This window comes from Thiosocius teredinicola (assembly GCF_002009425.1).
Taxonomy (GTDB): Bacteria; Pseudomonadota; Gammaproteobacteria; order Chromatiales; family Chromatiaceae; genus Thiosocius; species Thiosocius teredinicola.
The window spans coordinates 3536683-3552074 of record NZ_CP019936.1 but is presented as its reverse complement, the minus strand read 5'-3'; the positions used below and the strand labels follow the sequence as shown (position 1 = coordinate 3552074).

The window sequence follows — 15392 nt, the reverse complement described above, 5'->3', positions numbered from 1 at the left end:
TCCAACAATGAACGATCAACAAACATCACGCGCCCGTGCCATCGATAAAGTCAACGCGTCGCTGAAAAAGCGCTACGCGAGGGAAAAGCGTTTCAAGGTGCTCGGCCTCGGTGCCGTGCTGCTGGGCCTGTTTTTCGTATCGGTGCTGTTCATCGACATCGTCGGCAAGGGCTACACCGCGTTCGTTCAGACGCATCTCGAACTCGAGGTGTATTTCGATCCCGAGGTCATCGATCCCGAGGGCACACGCGATCCGCAGGTAATCGCACGCGCGGACTACCGCAAGATCGCGCGTCAGCCGCTTAAGGAGCTGTTTCCCGATGTGAGCGGGCGCAGGGACAAGCGCGCCTTGAATAGCATCTTGAGTTCCGGTGCGCCTTATCAGCTGCTCAACATGGTCAAGGCCAATCCCGACCTGATCGGCACCCGGCAGACGATCGCGCTGATCGCCGACGACGACGTCGATATGCTGGTCAAAGGCCATATCGACCGCAATGCGCCGCCGGAAGACCGCCGGGTGAATGACCAGATGATTGCGTGGATCGACAAGCTCGAGCAGCAGGGGATTGTCGTCAAGAAGTTCAACACACGCTTCTTCACCAACGGCGACTCGCGTGAGCCGGAACTGGCCGGTATCGGCGGGGCGGTGGCCGGTTCGTTCTATACCTTGTTGGTCACCCTGGCGCTGTCGTTCCCGATCGGTGTCGCGGCTGCCGTCTACCTCGAAGAGTTCGCCCCGAAAAACCGCTGGACCGATCTCATCGAGGTCAACATCAACAACCTTGCTGCCGTGCCGTCCATCGTGTTCGGTCTGCTCGGCCTGGCGATGTTCATCAACCTGTTCGGCCTGCCGCGTTCGGCCCCGTTGGTCGGTGGGTTGGTGCTCACCTTGATGACGCTACCTACCATCATCATCGCGTCGCGTGCCGCATTGAAGTCGGTGCCGCCGTCGATCCGCGAGGCCGCACTCGGTGTCGGGGCGTCGAAGATGCAGACGGTGTTTCATCACGTCGTGCCGCTGGCGATGCCCGGTATGTTGACCGGTACGATCATCGGCATGGCTCAGGCGCTGGGTGAAACCGCGCCGCTGCTGATGATCGGCATGGTCGCCTTTATTGTGGATATTCCCGGTGGCCCGCTGGACCCTTCCTCGGTGCTGCCCGTGCAGGTGTACCTGTGGGCCGACAGCCCCGAGCGCGCCTTTGTTGAGCGTACCTCAGCCGCGATCATCGTGTTGCTGTCGTTCCTGATTGCCATGAATACTTTTGCGGTTATCATGCGCCGACGCTTTGAACGTCGGTGGTGATATCCGTGAGTGATGAGGAAAAAGAAATGACCACCGCCGAATCTGTAGCCACCCAAGTCGGTGCAAAAGAAGTCGCAACCGCCGGAAAGGCGAGTTCGCGTCCACTCGATAGCGATTTCGTCACGGTTGGAAACGTTCGCGTCAAAGACCCGCGGATGACATGTACCGATGTCAACGTTTATTACGGTGACAAGCACGCGATCAAGAACGTCAGCCTGGATATCGGCAACAACCAGGTCATCGCGATGATCGGTCCGTCGGGCTGCGGTAAGTCGACCTTCCTGCGTTGTCTTAACCGTATGAACGACACGATCGACATCTGCCGGGTAACCGGCGAGATCAAGCTCGATCAGCAGGACATCTACGATCGCAAACTCGACGTTGTGCCGCTGCGTGCTCAGGTCGGCATGGTGTTCCAGAAACCGAACCCGTTTCCGAAGTCGATCTACGACAACATCGCCTACGGTCCGCGCATTCACGGTCTGGCTTCCAGTCGCGCTGAACTCGACGAGATCGTCGAGACCAGCCTGATGAAGGCCGGCCTGTGGGAAGAGGTCAAAGATCGTCTCGATCAGCCCGGCACCGGTCTGTCGGGCGGTCAGCAGCAACGCCTGTGTATTGCCCGTACCATCGCCGTCGAGCCGGAGGTCATCCTGATGGATGAACCTTGCTCGGCGCTGGACCCGATCGCCACCGCCAAGGTCGAGGAGTTGATTGACGAACTGCGTGAGAACTACACGATCGCCATCGTTACGCACTCGATGCAGCAGGCGGCGCGCGTCTCGCAGCGCACAGCCTATTTCCACCTGGGGAATCTGGTCGAAGTCGGTGAAACCACGGATATCTTCACCAACCCGCGGCACAAACTGACCGAAGACTACATCACGGGACGTTTCGGCTGAGCCGATCAGCCGAAGCAAACAAGGTGCAGGATCGCGTCAAACCCGCCAACCCGCACATCCTGTCGCGATTCGACGGCGATCTGGGATATTTTCGCGGCCTGGTGCTGGATATGGGCACCAAGGTTCGCAACCAGGTCGTTCTCGCCAGCGAAGCGTTGGGCGCCTGCGATGTCGGCAAGGCGCGCAAGGTGATCCACGATCATCGTCTGGTGCGCGACCTCGATATCCAGGCGCTCGAAGCCAATACCAAGTTGTTCGCCATCCACCAGCCGGTCGCCAGCGATCTGCGTTTCGTGCTGACTCTGTCGCGTGCCGTTTACGACCTGGAGCGCATCGGCGGTGAAGCGGTGCGTATGGCCGACATCGCCGAGGGCCTGTACGAGTACCAACCGCACGTGCGTGAGTGCGCGATCTTCGAAGACGTCGGCCGCATGGCCAAGCCCGCTGTGGTCTTGCTGAACAACAGTCTGCAGGCGCTGGCTGACGAAAACGTGCGCATCGCCGCCGAGGTGGCGTTCGACACCAAAGACCTCGAAGAACTGTTCAAGGGCTCGATCCGCCGTTTGGCGACCTACCTGATGGAAGACCCGCGCAACATCCGTTGGGTGATCGACGCAACGTTGGGCATCAAGGCGCTGGAGCGCATCGGCGACCATGCCGGCAGCATCGCGCGCAACCTGATCTTTTCAGTAACTGGCAAAGACGTGCGCCATGTGCATGTCGCCAGCCTGGCCGCCGATATCTGAGCAAACCGCCTTTCGCCCCGGGCTAGGACCCGTCGCGCAGAATGCTAAGGCGGAGATAGATTCTCGCGTTCGCTAGAGCTGCATGAGGGTACGGAAATAGGTGCCCCAGACGACGACTATGCCGCCGGCCGCGGCCAGGTCGAGCCACATGCGTTGGCGTTTCACCTGTTGGATCTCGGGCGGTTGCTCGATCATGAACACCCGGTTCATCAGGGCATCGAGCATCAGCACAAAGAAAAACAGCACGACCAGCGCGGGCACGATATAGGCGGTGAGCACGCCAATGCCTTCCGGCTCCATGTCGGCAAACACCACCAGGGGCAGGCTCAGCACGACCAGCGTCAGCAGGACCAGGCGCATCGCGCCGATGTTCGTCAGGTTCAGTTTCATTGATACGGTTCAAGCACAGGTTTGGATGGACGGCGCGCAACTGTTAGTCTCGTGCGCCATCCGACAGAGTGTGCATTCTACTATGGCCGAGTTGGCAGATGATCTGCTTAGTCAGCTTGTCGAGCTGATCGACCGACTGCGCGATGAAAGCGCGGATTTTCTCGATCAGCCGGGCGATCAGCAGGCATGGTACAACCGCGGATACGCGAACGGCATGCTGACCGCGCTCGTCGCCATCGGCGTCGCCGGCCGGCTCGGCACACGCACCCCCGACGATGTCGATGCCATACAGGCCCATGAGACGATGCCGTGGGGCAAGGCCTACCGGCATGGCGAACAGGTCGGCAGTCGGGAGACCTACGAAATTACAGGAAATCAACCATCATGACCCGAGTTGTATCGTTCAACATCAACGGCGTGCGTGCGCGCCCGCATCAACTGCAGGCGCTCAAGGAGATCTACGATCCGGACATCATCGGCCTGCAGGAAACCAAGGTGCAGGATCCCGATTTTCCGCGCGACATGATCGAGGAGCTGGGTTACCACGTGGCCTTTTATGGTCAGAAGAGTCACTACGGCGTCGCCCTGTTGTCGAAGCAGCCACCGGTGTCGGTGGCGTACGGTCTGCCGAACGATGATGACGTCGCGCAGCGCCGCCTGATCGGCGGCACCTACGATACCGGCGGGCGCCAGTTGACGGTGCTCAACGGTTACTTTCCGCAAGGCGAGAGCCGCAGCCATCCGGTCAAGTTTCCGCACAAACAGCAGTTCTACGCGGACCTGCTTACGCTGTTGAACGAGCAGTATTCACCCGATCAGGATCTGATGGTGGTCGGCGATATGAATGTGGCACCGGTCGACAACGACATCGGCATCGGCCCGGACAATGCAAAGCGTTGGCTGCGCGATGGTAAGTGCAGCTTTCTGCCGGAAGAGCGCGAGTGGCTGGCCAAGCTGCAGGACTGGGGGCTGAGCGATACCTTCCGTGTGCGCTTCCCGGAAGTCGATGACCGCTTCAGTTGGTTCGACTACCGTAGTCGCGGCTTCGAGCGCGAGCCCAAGCGCGGTCTGCGCATCGACCTGATGCTGGCCACGCCGAGCGTGCAGTCGCGCGTCAAAGACGCCGGCATTGCGTACGACATCCGCGCGATGGAAAAGCCATCGGACCATTGCCCGATCTGGGTCGATCTGGACTGATGCGACATTCAGGCTAGGCGAGGGTGCCGATCAGGCGGTCGCCCTCGTCGGCAACGTTCGTCAGCTGCACGCGAACGATCCGGTTCTCCAGGTCGGCGGTTGTCTCCGCTGTTACCTCAACGCGCAGGAAATTGGGCGTGTAGCCCGACCAGCGTGTTATGCCCTCTTCATCGCGCCGACCTTCAATCAAAACCTCGACCGATTGGCCGACGGCCTCGGCAAGTCGGCGTTGGCGGCCTTGCTCGGCCAAGGCATGCAGCACCTGGCTGCGTTCGCGCTTGATCTCGCGTGACACCGGGTCGGGCATCGTCGCAGCCTTGGTGCCGGCGCGTGGCGAATAGGCAAAGATGTGGATGTGGCCGAACGCCAGCTCGTCGGCGAAGGTCAGCGTCTGCTGCCATTCCTCTTCGGTCTCGCCGGGAAAACCGACAATCACATCGGTGGTGATGTTGAAACCGTGCACGGCCGCGCGCGCCTGCTGTACCAACTCGCGAAACTCGGTGGTGCGGCAGCGTCGCGACATGCGCCGCAGCACGCTGTCGGCGCCGCTCTGGATCGGCAGATGCAGGTGCGGCATCAGGCGCGGGTTGTCGAACAGCGACCAGAACCCGTCGGACAGCTCCCAGGGTTCGAGTGAGCCAAGCCGTACCCGCGGTATGTCGGTTTCGCGCAGCACCGCCTCGACCAGTGTCTTGAGATCGCAGCCGAGATCGCTACCGTAGCCACCAAGGTGTACGCCGGCCAGCACGACCTCTTGGACGCCGCTGGCGTGCAGCACATTGACTTCATCGACCACGTCGGCGATCGCCCGACTGCGCTCGTCACCGCGCGCCTTGGTCACGATGCAGAAGGCGCAGCGATAACGGCAGCCGTCCTGCACCTTGATGAAGGCGCGGTGCCGGCCGCGTCCGAGCAGGGCGTTTTCGCCGGGCTCGGTCGCCGCTTCCGGCATCGCCGGCAGGTTCAGGCGCTCGGCGGCGATGGCGATCAGGCGGTCCTTATCCGGATTGGGCACGACCAGGTCGATGCCGAGTTCGGCGCCGTTGTCGTTCGGCGACAGCGAGGTGTAGCAGCCGCTGACGACCAACTTGGCGGTGGGATTGCTGCGATGGGCTCGGCGAATCAGCTGGCGCGATTTGCGCACCGATTCGCCGGTCACCGCGCAGGTGTTGATCACGACCATGTCTGCCTGCTCGGCACTGTCGGCCAGCACATAGCCGCGCTCGCGGCAATCGCGCGACCAGGTCTCGAGCTCGGCCTCGTTCAGGCGACAACCGAGAGCTTGCAGGAAAACGCGCATGGTGGATCTGTGTTAGCTTGCTGTTCGAGGACAGGCCGCGCATTCTACCGGCATTGACAGATCTCGCCCAACCCATGCAAGCCATTGAAAATCTGCTGAATCTCGTCACCCCCTATGTACCCTTGATGGTGCTTGCCGGGCTGCTGCTCGGGGGTGTGCTGCTGTTGTGGACGCTGCTCGCGCTGTATGGCCTGCGCCGCCGTCAGCGCGACGAGCTCAGCGACCAGCGCGCCTTGCTGCGGGAGCTGCGCGAGGAGATCGGTGAAGACGTCGCCCACAGCCGGCAGCAGGTACAGGAATCGCTCAACGCCGGGCTGATGCGCCTGCAGGACCTGCTCGACCAGCGCATGAGCGGCCTGCAGCGGCAGATGCTGCAGGATGCCGGCAACCTGAAGACGGAGTTGATCGAGCGTTTCGAGGCGCAACGCAAGGCAATCGGCGACAGCCTGGCGGATGGTCGCCTGGCCCAGCAGCGCGAGTCGGCCGAGCTGCGCAGTGCACTGGAGGCTGCGCTGACCCGGCACCGTGAGGTCGCCGAGCAGCACCAGCGCGAGGCGCTGAAGAGTCAGCAGGAGTCGCTGACCTCGGGTATGACGGCGATGGCCAAGCAGGTCAGCGATGCGTTCCGCCTGTCGTCCGACGAATTGGGCAAGCGTGTCGAAGGGCTGACCCAGACCACCGACGGCCGGCTCAAGGAGATCAGTGGACAGGTCGAGAAGCGCCTGACCGAGGGTTTCGAGAAGACCACCGAGACATTCACCAAGGTGCTCGAACACCTGACACGCATCGACGAGGCGCAAAAGCGGATTACCGAGCTGTCGACCAACGTCGTGAGTCTGCAGGAGGTGCTGACCGACAAGCGCTCGCGCGGCGCGTTCGGTGAGGTGCAGCTGGCCGCGCTGGTGCGCAACGTGATGCCCGAGGGCAGCTTCACCTTCCAGGCCACGCTGAGCAACGGCACGCGGGTCGATTGTCTGCTGACCCTGCCGGAGCCGACGGGCAATGTGCCGATCGATGCCAAGTTTCCGCTCGAAAGCTTCCAGACGATGATGGACAACGACCTGCCTGAGACCGACCGTGCCCGCGCGTCGCGTCAGTTCAGGCAGGACATCCGCAAGCACATCAAGGATATCTCGGAGAAGTACCTGATCGGCGGTGAGACGGCCGACGGCGCGGTGATGTTCCTGCCGGCCGAGGCGATCTTTGCCGAGATCCATGCGCATTTCCCCGATCTGGTCGAGGAGGCGCAGCGGGCGCGCGTGTGGCTGGTGTCACCGACCACGTTGATGGCGGTGTTGACCACGGCCCGCGCGGTGCTCAAGGACGAGGCCACGCGCAAGCAGGTGCATATCATTCAGGATCATCTGCGCAAGCTGTCGGAAGACTTCGGTCGCTTCCAGCTGCGTATGGACAAGCTGGCGACCCACATCCGCCAGGCGCACGACGACGTGAAACAGGTGAACACGTCGGCGAAGAAGATCAGCTCACGCTTTCAGGATATCGACCAGGTGCAATTGCCCGAGCCGGAAGAGGAGGGCGACGACGAGTCCCCGGCGCTGTCGTCCGAGTCCGGCGGCGGCGTCCTGCCACCGCACGGTCAGTAGGGCGGGTTTGGACTATTTGCAGTCCTCGGCGATGATCTTTTCTGCCTCGGCGCGCTGCTTCTGGCGTTCCTCATCGGTCAGCCGGCTGTAGCTGCCGTCGCTGTTGCGGAACAGCCGGCGCGCATTGCCGCTCAGGTTCTCCAGATTCTGGCGTGCCGCCTCGCAGTTCTTCGCCGCACGTTCCGTTTCCTGATCCTGCTCGGCCTGCTTGTCGGCGGCGAGCTGGCGGTCTTCGCGCGCGTCTTCGAGCAACTGCTGGCGATCGAGCAGACGTTGGCGTGCCTCTTCCGGCGTCTCGGCGGGCGGGGGCGGCGGCTTTACCGTGCGGCTCTCGGTGCCGGCGGGCGGCGGGAATTGGGAATAAACCTTGTTGCCGTCTTTGTCGGTATAAACGTAGGTGCCATTGGCGGCGACGGCAGGGAGAGTGAAAGCCAACAGGGCCAACAGGGCCAGAACACGGTTAAGGGGCATGCAATGTCCTTGATCGGTTGAAAATTCAATAGGTACGGTATTGACCTCTCAGGCCAATATTAGTAGTTTGGCCGGTTCCTATAAGCCTAGCTATTTGTGGCACTCTTCGCGACCTCGCGGAGAGATTATTCCAGGTTTTGGAGGTCATCAAGGTGGAACTCAGTGGTGCCGAGATCGTCGTTCAGGCACTGAAAGACGAGGGCGTGGAGTACGTTTGGGGTTACCCGGGCGGCGCTGTGCTGCATATCTACGACGCGATATTCAACCAGGACGCGGTACGTCATATCCTGGTGCGCCACGAACAGGCCGCTACGCATGCCGCCGACGGCTATGCGCGTGCCACCGGCAAAGTCGGCGTCGTACTGGTTACATCCGGCCCGGGCGCGACCAACGCCGTCACCGGCATCGCCACCGCTTACATGGACTCGATCCCCATGGTCATCCTGACGGGTCAGGTGCCCACCCCGGTGATCGGCTCCGACGCCTTCCAGGAAGTCGACACGGTCGGCATCACGCGTCCGTGCGTAAAACACAACTTCCTGGTCAAGCGCGTCGAAGACCTCGCCGACACGATCAAGAAGGCGTTCTACATCGCCGCCTCGGGGCGTCCCGGTCCAGTGGTCGTCGATATCCCGAAGGACGTGACCGATCCGAACATCCGCATCCCGTACTTCTACCCTGAGAAGGTCGAGATGCGCTCGTACAACCCGGTCGATAAAGGCCACCTCGGCCAGATCCGCAAGGCGGTCGAGATGATGCTCGATGCCGAGCGCCCGGTGATCTACACCGGCGGCGGCGTGGTGCTGGGTGAGGCGTCCGAGCAGCTGACCGAGCTTGTGCGTATGACCGGCTTCCCGATCACCGAGACGCTGATGGGCCTGGGTGCCTATCCGTCGACCGATCGCCAGTTCATCGGCATGCTCGGCATGCACGGCACCTACGAAGCCAATATGGCGATGCACGAAACCGATGTGTTGATCGCCATCGGCGCGCGTTTCGACGACCGTGTCACCGGCAAGATCGCGCATTTCTGCCCGAACGCACGCATCATCCATATCGATGTCGATCCGGCGTCGATCTCGAAAACCGTGCGCGTCGATGTGCCGATCGTCGGCCAGGTCAACAGCGTGCTCAAAGACATGCTGCGCGTGTTCAAAGAACATCCGCGCAAGCCCGATGCCGACAAGCTCAAGTCTTGGTGGGAGCGCATCGAAGGCTGGCGTGGCGTGAAGTGCCTGAGCTACGAGCAGGGTCCGGATGCGATCAAGCCGCAGTATGCCGTCGAGGCGATGTACAAAGTCACCAAAGACAGCGACTTTTACCTGACCTCCGACGTCGGCCAGCACCAGATGTTCGCCGCGCAGTTCTACCCGTTCGACAAGCCGCGTCGCTGGATCAACTCCGGTGGCCTGGGCACGATGGGCTTCGGCCTGCCGGCGGCGATGGGTGTGCAGCAGGCGTTCCCGGATGCGACGGTCGCCTGTGTGACCGGCGAGGCCAGCATCCAGATGTGTATCCAGGAACTGGCGACGTGCAAGCAATACGGCCTGCCGATCAAGATCGTGCTGCTGAACAACGGCTACATGGGCATGGTGCGCCAGTGGCAGGAGTTCTTCTACGATGGCCGTTATTCGCATTCGTACGTCGACGCCTTGCCGAACTTCAAGATGCTGGCCGAGAGCTTCGGTCACGTCGGTATGCGCGTCGAGAGCCCGGCCGATCTGGAAGCGGCCTACCAGGAAGCGTTCGCGATGAAAGATCGCTGCGTGTTCATGGACATCATCGTCGACCCGTCAGAGAACGTTTACCCGATGATCGAAGCTGGCAAGGGGCATCACGAGATGCACCTCTCTCCCCATCTGTCGTCTGACCGGGAGCTTGCCTGATGCGTCATATCATCTCTGTCCTGATGGAAAACGAGGCGGGTGCCCTGTCGCGCGTTGCCGGCCTGTTCAGTGCGCGCGGCTACAACATCGAATCGCTGACGGTCGCGCCGACCGAAGACCCGACCCTGTCGCGCATGACGCTGGTCACCTCGGGTGACGAAGCAATCATCGAGCAGATCACCAAGCAGCTGAACAAGCTGGTCGACGTGGTCAAGCTGGTCGATCTGTCGGAAGGTGCACACATCGAGCGCGAGCTGATGATGATCAAGGTGCGTGCCGACCAGGGGATGCGCGACGAACTCAAGCGTCTGTCGGACATCTTCCGCGGCAACATCATCGATGTCACCGATGTCTCTTACACCATCGAGATGACCGGCGACGGGGCCAAGTTGGATGCGTTCATCCGCACCCTCGATCCCGAGCTGATCATCGAGACTGTCCGTTCCGGCCCGCTCGGCATCGCGCGGGGCGGTAAACGTTTGTCACTCTGAGCGCTTGTCGAGGCAGCGCTCCATGCGGCACGGATCGGTGAGCAAGCCGCCCCGTGCCGTTGCGTCTTTACTGTATAAATTCATCTGTTAAGGAATCTCGCCATGGCGATCAACATCTACTACGACAAAGACTGCGACCTCTCCATCATCCAGGGTATGAAGGTGGCAGTAATCGGTTACGGTTCGCAGGGTCACGCGCACGCGAACAACCTCAAGGATTCCGGTGTCGACGTACGTGTTGCGTTGCGTCCCGGTTCGGCGTCGGCACAGAAGGCCGAGGCCTCGGGTCTCGCGGTCAAGAGCGTGCCGGACGCGGTCGCCGAGTCGGATCTGGTCATGGTGCTGACGCCCGACGAGTTCCAGTCGCAGCTGTACAAGGCCGAGATCGAGCCGAATCTGAAGCAGGGCGCGGTGCTGGCTTTCGCCCACGGCTTTGCCATCCACTACAACCAGATCGTGCCGCGTGCCGACCTCGATGTGGTCATGATCGCGCCGAAGGCGCCGGGTCATACCGTGCGTAACGAGTTCACCCGTGGCGGCGGTATCCCCGACCTGGTCGCTATCGCTCAGGATGCATCGGGTCGCGCCAAGGACATCGCGCTGTCGTATGCCTCGGCCATCGGCGGTGGTCGCACCGGCATCATCGAGACCTCGTTCAAAGACGAGACCGAAACCGACCTGTTCGGTGAGCAGGCGGTGCTGTGCGGTGGTGCGGTCGAGCTGGTCAAAGCCGGTTTCGAGACCCTGGTCGAGGCAGGTTACGCACCGGAGATGGCGTATTTCGAGTGTCTGCACGAACTCAAGCTGATCGTCGACCTGATGTACGAAGGCGGCATCGCCAATATGAACTACTCGATCTCGAACAACGCCGAGTACGGCGAGTACGTCACCGGCCCGAAGGTGATCAACGAGGAGAGCCGCTGGGCGATGCGCGAAGCATTGAAAGACATCCAGACCGGCGTGTATGCGAAGAAATTCATCCTCGAAGGTCAGTCGGGCTATCCGGAGATGACCGCACAGCGTCGCAACAACGCGGCGCACGACATCGAAGTGGTCGGTGAGCGTCTGCGCGGCATGATGCCGTGGATTCAGAAGCTGGTCGACAAGTCGAAGAACTGATCGATCGTGATTGAAGTCGGGCGGCCCACCGTGGCCGCCCGCAGTCCTCCCTGCAAACGTCCACATGGGATTGCTTTATACTCGTCCCATGGAACCTGAACCCTCCGCAGAACCCACCAAAGTGGCAGATATCGAGCACGGGCGCCCGAAGCGCGCGCGTGGCATCTACCTGTTGCCCAATCTGTTCACCACGGCCGCGCTGTTTGCCGGGTTTTTCGGCGTGCTGGCGGCGATGAATGACCAATTCGAGAAGGCCGCGATCGCGATCTTCGTCGCCATGGTGCTCGATGGCCTGGACGGCCGGGTGGCACGTCTGACCAATACCCAATCGGCCTTCGGTGCTGAATACGACAGCCTGTCGGATATGGTGGCCTTCGGCCTTGCGCCGTCGCTGGTGATGTACGAATGGACGTTATCGAACCTCGGCAAGCTGGGGTGGCTGGCGGCCTTCATCTACACCGCCGGCGCTGCACTGCGTCTGGCGCGCTTCAACTCACAACTGGATACTGCAGACAAACGCTTTTTCACCGGTCTGCCGAGTCCGTCGGCCGCGGCGATTCTCGCCGGTGCCGTCTGGGTCGGGGTGGATAACGATCTGCCGAGCGAGCCGTTGGCGTGGGTTGCCGTGTTCCTGACCGGCGGTGCCGGTCTGCTGATGGTCAGCAACATCCTGTTCCACAGCTTCAAGCAGATCGATTTCAAGGGCAAGGTGCCGTTTATTTCGATCGTCGCAGTCATGCTGGGCTTCGCCGTGATCCTGTGGGATCCGCCGATCGTGCTGTTCGCGGTATTCCTGCTGTACACCCTTTCCGGGCCGTTGCTGGCGTTGCGGCGACTCGCCAGGAAACGCCGGGCAAAGTGAGAGTTGGCAGCCTTCGGGCGCTGCACTAAAGTCGGGCGTCGACCACTGTTTATGTGGGGCGCATTCCTTGACGCCTTGCAGATACAACTGGTCATGGGTGTTTTTGGAATCAATCCTTTTTCTCGTTGATGGCAACGATCGATAGGCGCTGGGAGTGATCCCGGCCGGAGCACAGATGAGCCAGGACAGACTGATAATCTTCGATACCACCTTGCGCGACGGTGAGCAGAGCCCGGGCGCATCGATGACCAAGGACGAGAAGGTCCGCATCGCACGTGCGCTCGAGAAGATGCGCGTCGACGTGATCGAAGCGGGTTTCCCGATCGCCAGTGTTGGCGATTTCGAGGCGGTCAAGGCGGTGGCCGACACGATCAAGGAGTCGCGTGTCTGCGGTCTGGCGCGTGCACTCGAGGCCGATATCGATCGTGCCGGCGAGGCGCTGAAGGAAGCCAACGCGGCGCGCATCCATACGTTTATCGCGACATCGCCGGTGCATATGGAGCGCAAGCTGCGGATGTCGCCGGATCAGGTCGTCGAGCAGGCGGTGTGGGCGGTCAAACGTGCACGCAAATTCACCGACGACGTCGAGTTTTCGGCCGAAGATGCCGGCCGCTCCGAATTGGATTTTCTGTGCCGCATCTTCGAGGCGGTCATCGATGCCGGTGCAACTACGATTAACGTGCCGGATACGGTTGGCTACAACCTGCCGAGCCAGTTCGGCGACACCATGCGCCATCTGCTCGAGCGCATCCCGAATGCCGACAAGGCGATCTTCTCCGTGCACTGTCACAACGATCTGGGATTGGCCGTCGCCAACTCGCTGTCGGCTGTCATGAACGGTGCGCGTCAGGTCGAATGTACGATCAACGGGTTGGGCGAGCGTGCCGGCAACGCCGCGCTCGAAGAGATCGTCATGGCGGTACGCACACGTCAGGACAAGTTCCCCTGCGACACCACGCTCGACACCACGCAGATCGTCAACTGCTCCAAGCTGGTGTCGAATATCACCGGCTTCCCGGTGCAGCCGAACAAAGCGATCGTCGGTGCCAATGCCTTCGCCCATGAATCGGGCATCCATCAGGATGGCGTGCTCAAACACCGCGAGACCTACGAGATCATGCGTGCCGAGGATGTCGGCTGGACGCAGAACCGCATGGTGCTGGGCAAGCATTCGGGTCGCAATGCGTTTCGCAGCCGTCTCGAAGAACTGGGTATCGACCTGGGCAGCGAGGCCGAGCTCAACGCTGCATTCGCGCGGTTCAAAGATCTCGCCGATAAGAAGCACGAGGTGTTCGACGACGATCTGCAGGCCTTGGTGACCGAGAAGGGCATCGAGGCGGAGAACGAACGCATCCGCCTGGTGGCATTGCGCGTGGTCTCGGAAACCGGCGAGGTTCCGAACGCCGATGTCACGCTGAGTATCGACGGCCAAGAGCGGTCGGTGTCGGCCGAAGGCAGCGGGCCGGTCGATGCCGCCTATCGGGCGATCGAGGCCCTGGTCGAGTCGGGCGCCGATCTGAAACTGTATTCAGTCAATAACATCACCAGCGGCACCGACAGCCAGGGTGAGGTGACCGTGCGCCTGGAAAAAGGCGGCCGCCTGGTGAACGGGCAGGGTGCGGATACCGATATCGTGATCGCATCGGCCAAGGCCTACATCAATGGCTGCAACAAACTGCTTGCCCCCGCCGAACGCGCACACCCGCAGGTAGGCGACGTCTGATGCTGGATGCGCGCCGGCGCGTTTGTCTGCAGGCGATGGGCATCGAGCTGTGGTGTCGCAACGGCGAGGCCGCGGCGCAACCGGCAATCGAAGCCACGGTACCGCGATCCGAACCCCCGCCCAAGGTGGCCGAGCCGCCAATTGCATTCGAACCACGACAGGATGTCCGCGAAACCGATAGCGTCGAGCAAGCGGCGTCTTCCCCGACGGCGGTCGAGCCGGTTGCCGTAGCTGACGATGCCTTGCCGTTGGGCGCCCCGGGCAAGATCCTGCGCACCGATCAGTTGGACTGGCCGGCCCTCGAACAGGCGGTCGCGTCTTGCAAGGCATGCGAACTGCACGCGACGCGCACCCAGACCGTGTTCGGTGTCGGCGATCGAAACGCCAGTCTGCTGATCATCGGCGAGGCGCCGGGGGCGGATGAGGACCGCCAGGGCGAACCGTTTGTCGGTCGTGCCGGCCAGCTGTTGAATGCGATGCTGGCGGCGATCGGCCTGCAACGTGAGCAGGTATATATCGCCAACATCATCAAGTGCCGCCCACCGGGGAACCGCGATCCTCATACGGAAGAAGCGGCGGCCTGCCAGGCTTTTCTGCATCGCCAGATCGCGTTGATCCAGCCGCGCCTGATCCTGTCGATCGGGCGCGTCTCGGCGCACAACCTGCTGGGAACCGAAGAGTCCGTCGGCCGGCTGCGCGGGCGCACCCACCGTTTCGATCCCGGCGACATCCCGCTGATCGTCAGTTACCACCCGGCCTATCTGCTGCGTCGACCGCAGGAGAAGGCCAAGGCCTGGCAGGACCTGCAAGCCGTCTATCGGCTACTCCATACCGCACAGTAAGCCGGCGGCGGTCTGCTGCGGCCGGCTGTCTATAATCGCCAACACCTTTTTGCTGCCTTTCGTCTGCCATGAGCGCCGTTCTGAACGATCCCATACCGCTGATCCGCCCCATGGGTGCGGAAGACCTCGATGCGGTGCTGGTCGTCGAACACAATGCCTATACGCACCCCTGGTCGGTCGGCATCATGCGCGACTGCCTGCGCGTCGGTTACAGCTGCTGGGTGTGCGAGGTCGGCAACGAGCTGGTCGGGCATGCAGTGATGTCGGTGGCAATCGGCGAGGCCCATTTGCTCAATATCTGCGTCGATCCACAGTGGCAGGGACGCGGTGTCGGACGGCGCCTGTTGCGACGGATGTTCCGTATCGCCCGCGAGCGCGACGCCGACACCATGTTCCTCGAGGTGCGCGATACCAATCTCGGTGCCCGCGGGCTGTATGAGTCCGAAGGGTTTGGCGAGATCGGCCGACGTCGCGATTACTATCCGGCGATTCGCGGTCGCGAGGATGCCATCGTCTACGCCAAGGCGATTCTTTGAATCCGCGGTTTGCGCCG

The 15392-nt window shown here is 61.8% G+C and carries 16 protein-coding genes; 13 read left to right on the top strand and 3 right to left on the bottom strand.

Translation table 11 applies throughout. From position 1 onward, the window contains the following. Nucleotides 1-7: 7 nt before the first annotated feature. Genes pstA through phoU form a run of 3 tightly spaced genes read left to right on the top strand, consistent with a single transcriptional unit; the run spans nucleotide 8 to nucleotide 2954 of the window. A complete protein-coding gene (gene pstA / locus B1781_RS16790) occupies nucleotides 8-1306 on the top strand; it encodes a phosphate ABC transporter permease PstA (RefSeq protein WP_078120761.1) in 1299 nt (432 codons plus the stop codon). Nucleotides 1307-1332: 26 nt separating this feature from the next. Next, nucleotides 1333-2208, top strand: coding sequence for a phosphate ABC transporter ATP-binding protein PstB (pstB, locus tag B1781_RS16785; protein ID WP_078122110.1), 876 nt, complete (start codon nucleotides 1333-1335; stop codon nucleotides 2206-2208). Between the two features lie 23 nt (nucleotides 2209-2231). Further along, nucleotides 2232-2954: a phosphate signaling complex protein PhoU gene (phoU, locus tag B1781_RS16780; RefSeq protein WP_164513435.1), complete on the top strand. Its 723-nt coding sequence runs from the start codon at nucleotides 2232-2234 to the stop codon at nucleotides 2952-2954. Nucleotides 2955-3026: 72 nt separating this feature from the next. Here the strand turns inward: phoU and B1781_RS16775 are convergent, their stop codons facing one another. Continuing rightward, on the bottom strand, nucleotides 3027-3344 hold the full coding sequence (locus B1781_RS16775) for a hypothetical protein (protein ID WP_078120759.1): 318 nt from the start codon (nucleotides 3342-3344) through the stop codon (nucleotides 3027-3029). 82 nt (nucleotides 3345-3426) lie between these two features. Between B1781_RS16775 and B1781_RS16770 the strand changes: the two genes are divergently transcribed. Both B1781_RS16770 and xthA read left to right on the top strand, forming a co-directional pair. Further along, entirely contained in the window at nucleotides 3427-3732 is a 306-nt protein-coding gene (locus B1781_RS16770; RefSeq protein ID WP_078120758.1) for a hypothetical protein, read from the top strand. Further along, on the top strand, nucleotides 3729-4541 hold the full coding sequence (xthA, locus tag B1781_RS16765) for an exodeoxyribonuclease III (protein WP_078120757.1): 813 nt from the start codon (nucleotides 3729-3731) through the stop codon (nucleotides 4539-4541). Before B1781_RS16770 ends, xthA begins: the two co-directional genes overlap by 4 nt. A gap of 13 nt (nucleotides 4542-4554) precedes the next feature. Here the strand turns inward: xthA and mtaB are convergent, their stop codons facing one another. Further along, nucleotides 4555-5841, bottom strand: a complete 1287-nt coding sequence (gene mtaB, locus B1781_RS16760) for a tRNA (N(6)-L-threonylcarbamoyladenosine(37)-C(2))-methylthiotransferase MtaB (protein ID WP_078120756.1) — start codon at nucleotides 5839-5841, stop codon at nucleotides 4555-4557. A gap of 74 nt (nucleotides 5842-5915) precedes the next feature. On the opposite strand from mtaB, the gene rmuC reads away from it, so the two are divergent. Further along, nucleotides 5916-7445 carry a DNA recombination protein RmuC gene (gene rmuC, locus B1781_RS16755; protein ID WP_078120755.1) on the top strand — a complete coding sequence of 510 codons (1530 nt, stop codon included), beginning with the start codon at nucleotides 5916-5918 and terminating at the stop codon, nucleotides 7443-7445. A 12-nt stretch (nucleotides 7446-7457) separates the two neighbouring features. Here rmuC and B1781_RS16750 read toward each other — a convergent pair whose 3' ends face one another. Then, nucleotides 7458-7916 (bottom strand): DUF4124 domain-containing protein, encoded by a 459-nt coding sequence (locus B1781_RS16750; RefSeq protein WP_078120754.1) that lies wholly within the window; start codon nucleotides 7914-7916, stop codon nucleotides 7458-7460. Nucleotides 7917-8068: 152 nt separating this feature from the next. On the opposite strand from B1781_RS16750, the gene B1781_RS16745 reads away from it, so the two are divergent. From B1781_RS16745 to rimI, 7 genes are all read left to right on the top strand, one after another. Beyond that, a complete protein-coding gene (locus B1781_RS16745; protein ID WP_078122109.1) occupies nucleotides 8069-9802 on the top strand; it encodes an acetolactate synthase 3 large subunit in 1734 nt (577 codons plus the stop codon). After that, nucleotides 9802-10293, top strand: a complete 492-nt coding sequence (gene ilvN / locus B1781_RS16740) for an acetolactate synthase small subunit (RefSeq protein ID WP_078120753.1) — start codon at nucleotides 9802-9804, stop codon at nucleotides 10291-10293. Before B1781_RS16745 ends, ilvN begins: the two co-directional genes overlap by 1 nt. Before the next feature lie 108 nt (nucleotides 10294-10401). Then, nucleotides 10402-11412: a ketol-acid reductoisomerase gene (gene ilvC, locus B1781_RS16735; protein WP_078122108.1), complete on the top strand. Its 1011-nt coding sequence runs from the start codon at nucleotides 10402-10404 to the stop codon at nucleotides 11410-11412. A gap of 88 nt (nucleotides 11413-11500) precedes the next feature. Continuing rightward, entirely contained in the window at nucleotides 11501-12274 is a 774-nt protein-coding gene (gene pssA, locus B1781_RS16730; RefSeq protein WP_078120752.1) for a CDP-diacylglycerol--serine O-phosphatidyltransferase, read from the top strand. Between the two features lie 175 nt (nucleotides 12275-12449). After that, a complete protein-coding gene (locus B1781_RS16725; RefSeq protein WP_078120751.1) occupies nucleotides 12450-13997 on the top strand; it encodes a 2-isopropylmalate synthase in 1548 nt (515 codons plus the stop codon). After that, nucleotides 13994-14839, top strand: coding sequence for a uracil-DNA glycosylase (locus tag B1781_RS16720; RefSeq protein WP_408646375.1), 846 nt, complete (start codon nucleotides 13994-13996; stop codon nucleotides 14837-14839). Before B1781_RS16725 ends, B1781_RS16720 begins: the two co-directional genes overlap by 4 nt. 68 nt (nucleotides 14840-14907) lie before the next feature. Continuing rightward, a complete protein-coding gene (rimI, locus tag B1781_RS16715; protein WP_078120749.1) occupies nucleotides 14908-15375 on the top strand; it encodes a ribosomal protein S18-alanine N-acetyltransferase in 468 nt (155 codons plus the stop codon). The last annotated feature ends 17 nt before the right edge of the window (nucleotides 15376-15392 follow it).

Excerpts from the sequence above, each read along its gene's own strand:
- pstA (WP_078120761.1), top strand. The coding sequence starts at position 8 with ATGAACGATCAACAAACATCACGCGCCCGTGCCATCGATAAAGTCAAC.
- rmuC (WP_078120755.1), top strand. The coding sequence starts at position 5,916 with ATGCAAGCCATTGAAAATCTGCTGAATCTCGTCACCCCCTATGTACCC.
- B1781_RS16775 (WP_078120759.1), bottom strand. The coding sequence starts at position 3,344 with ATGAAACTGAACCTGACGAACATCGGCGCGATGCGCCTGGTCCTGCTG.
- ilvN (WP_078120753.1), top strand. The coding sequence starts at position 9,802 with ATGCGTCATATCATCTCTGTCCTGATGGAAAACGAGGCGGGTGCCCTG.
- B1781_RS16725 (WP_078120751.1), top strand. The coding sequence starts at position 12,450 with ATGAGCCAGGACAGACTGATAATCTTCGATACCACCTTGCGCGACGGT.
- pstB (WP_078122110.1), top strand. The coding sequence starts at position 1,333 with ATGACCACCGCCGAATCTGTAGCCACCCAAGTCGGTGCAAAAGAAGTC.
- pssA (WP_078120752.1), top strand. The coding sequence starts at position 11,501 with ATGGAACCTGAACCCTCCGCAGAACCCACCAAAGTGGCAGATATCGAG.
- mtaB (WP_078120756.1), bottom strand. The coding sequence starts at position 5,841 with ATGCGCGTTTTCCTGCAAGCTCTCGGTTGTCGCCTGAACGAGGCCGAG.
- rimI (WP_078120749.1), top strand. The coding sequence starts at position 14,908 with ATGAGCGCCGTTCTGAACGATCCCATACCGCTGATCCGCCCCATGGGT.
- B1781_RS16770 (WP_078120758.1), top strand. The coding sequence starts at position 3,427 with ATGGCCGAGTTGGCAGATGATCTGCTTAGTCAGCTTGTCGAGCTGATC.
- B1781_RS16750 (WP_078120754.1), bottom strand. The coding sequence starts at position 7,916 with ATGCCCCTTAACCGTGTTCTGGCCCTGTTGGCCCTGTTGGCTTTCACT.
- xthA (WP_078120757.1), top strand. The coding sequence starts at position 3,729 with ATGACCCGAGTTGTATCGTTCAACATCAACGGCGTGCGTGCGCGCCCG.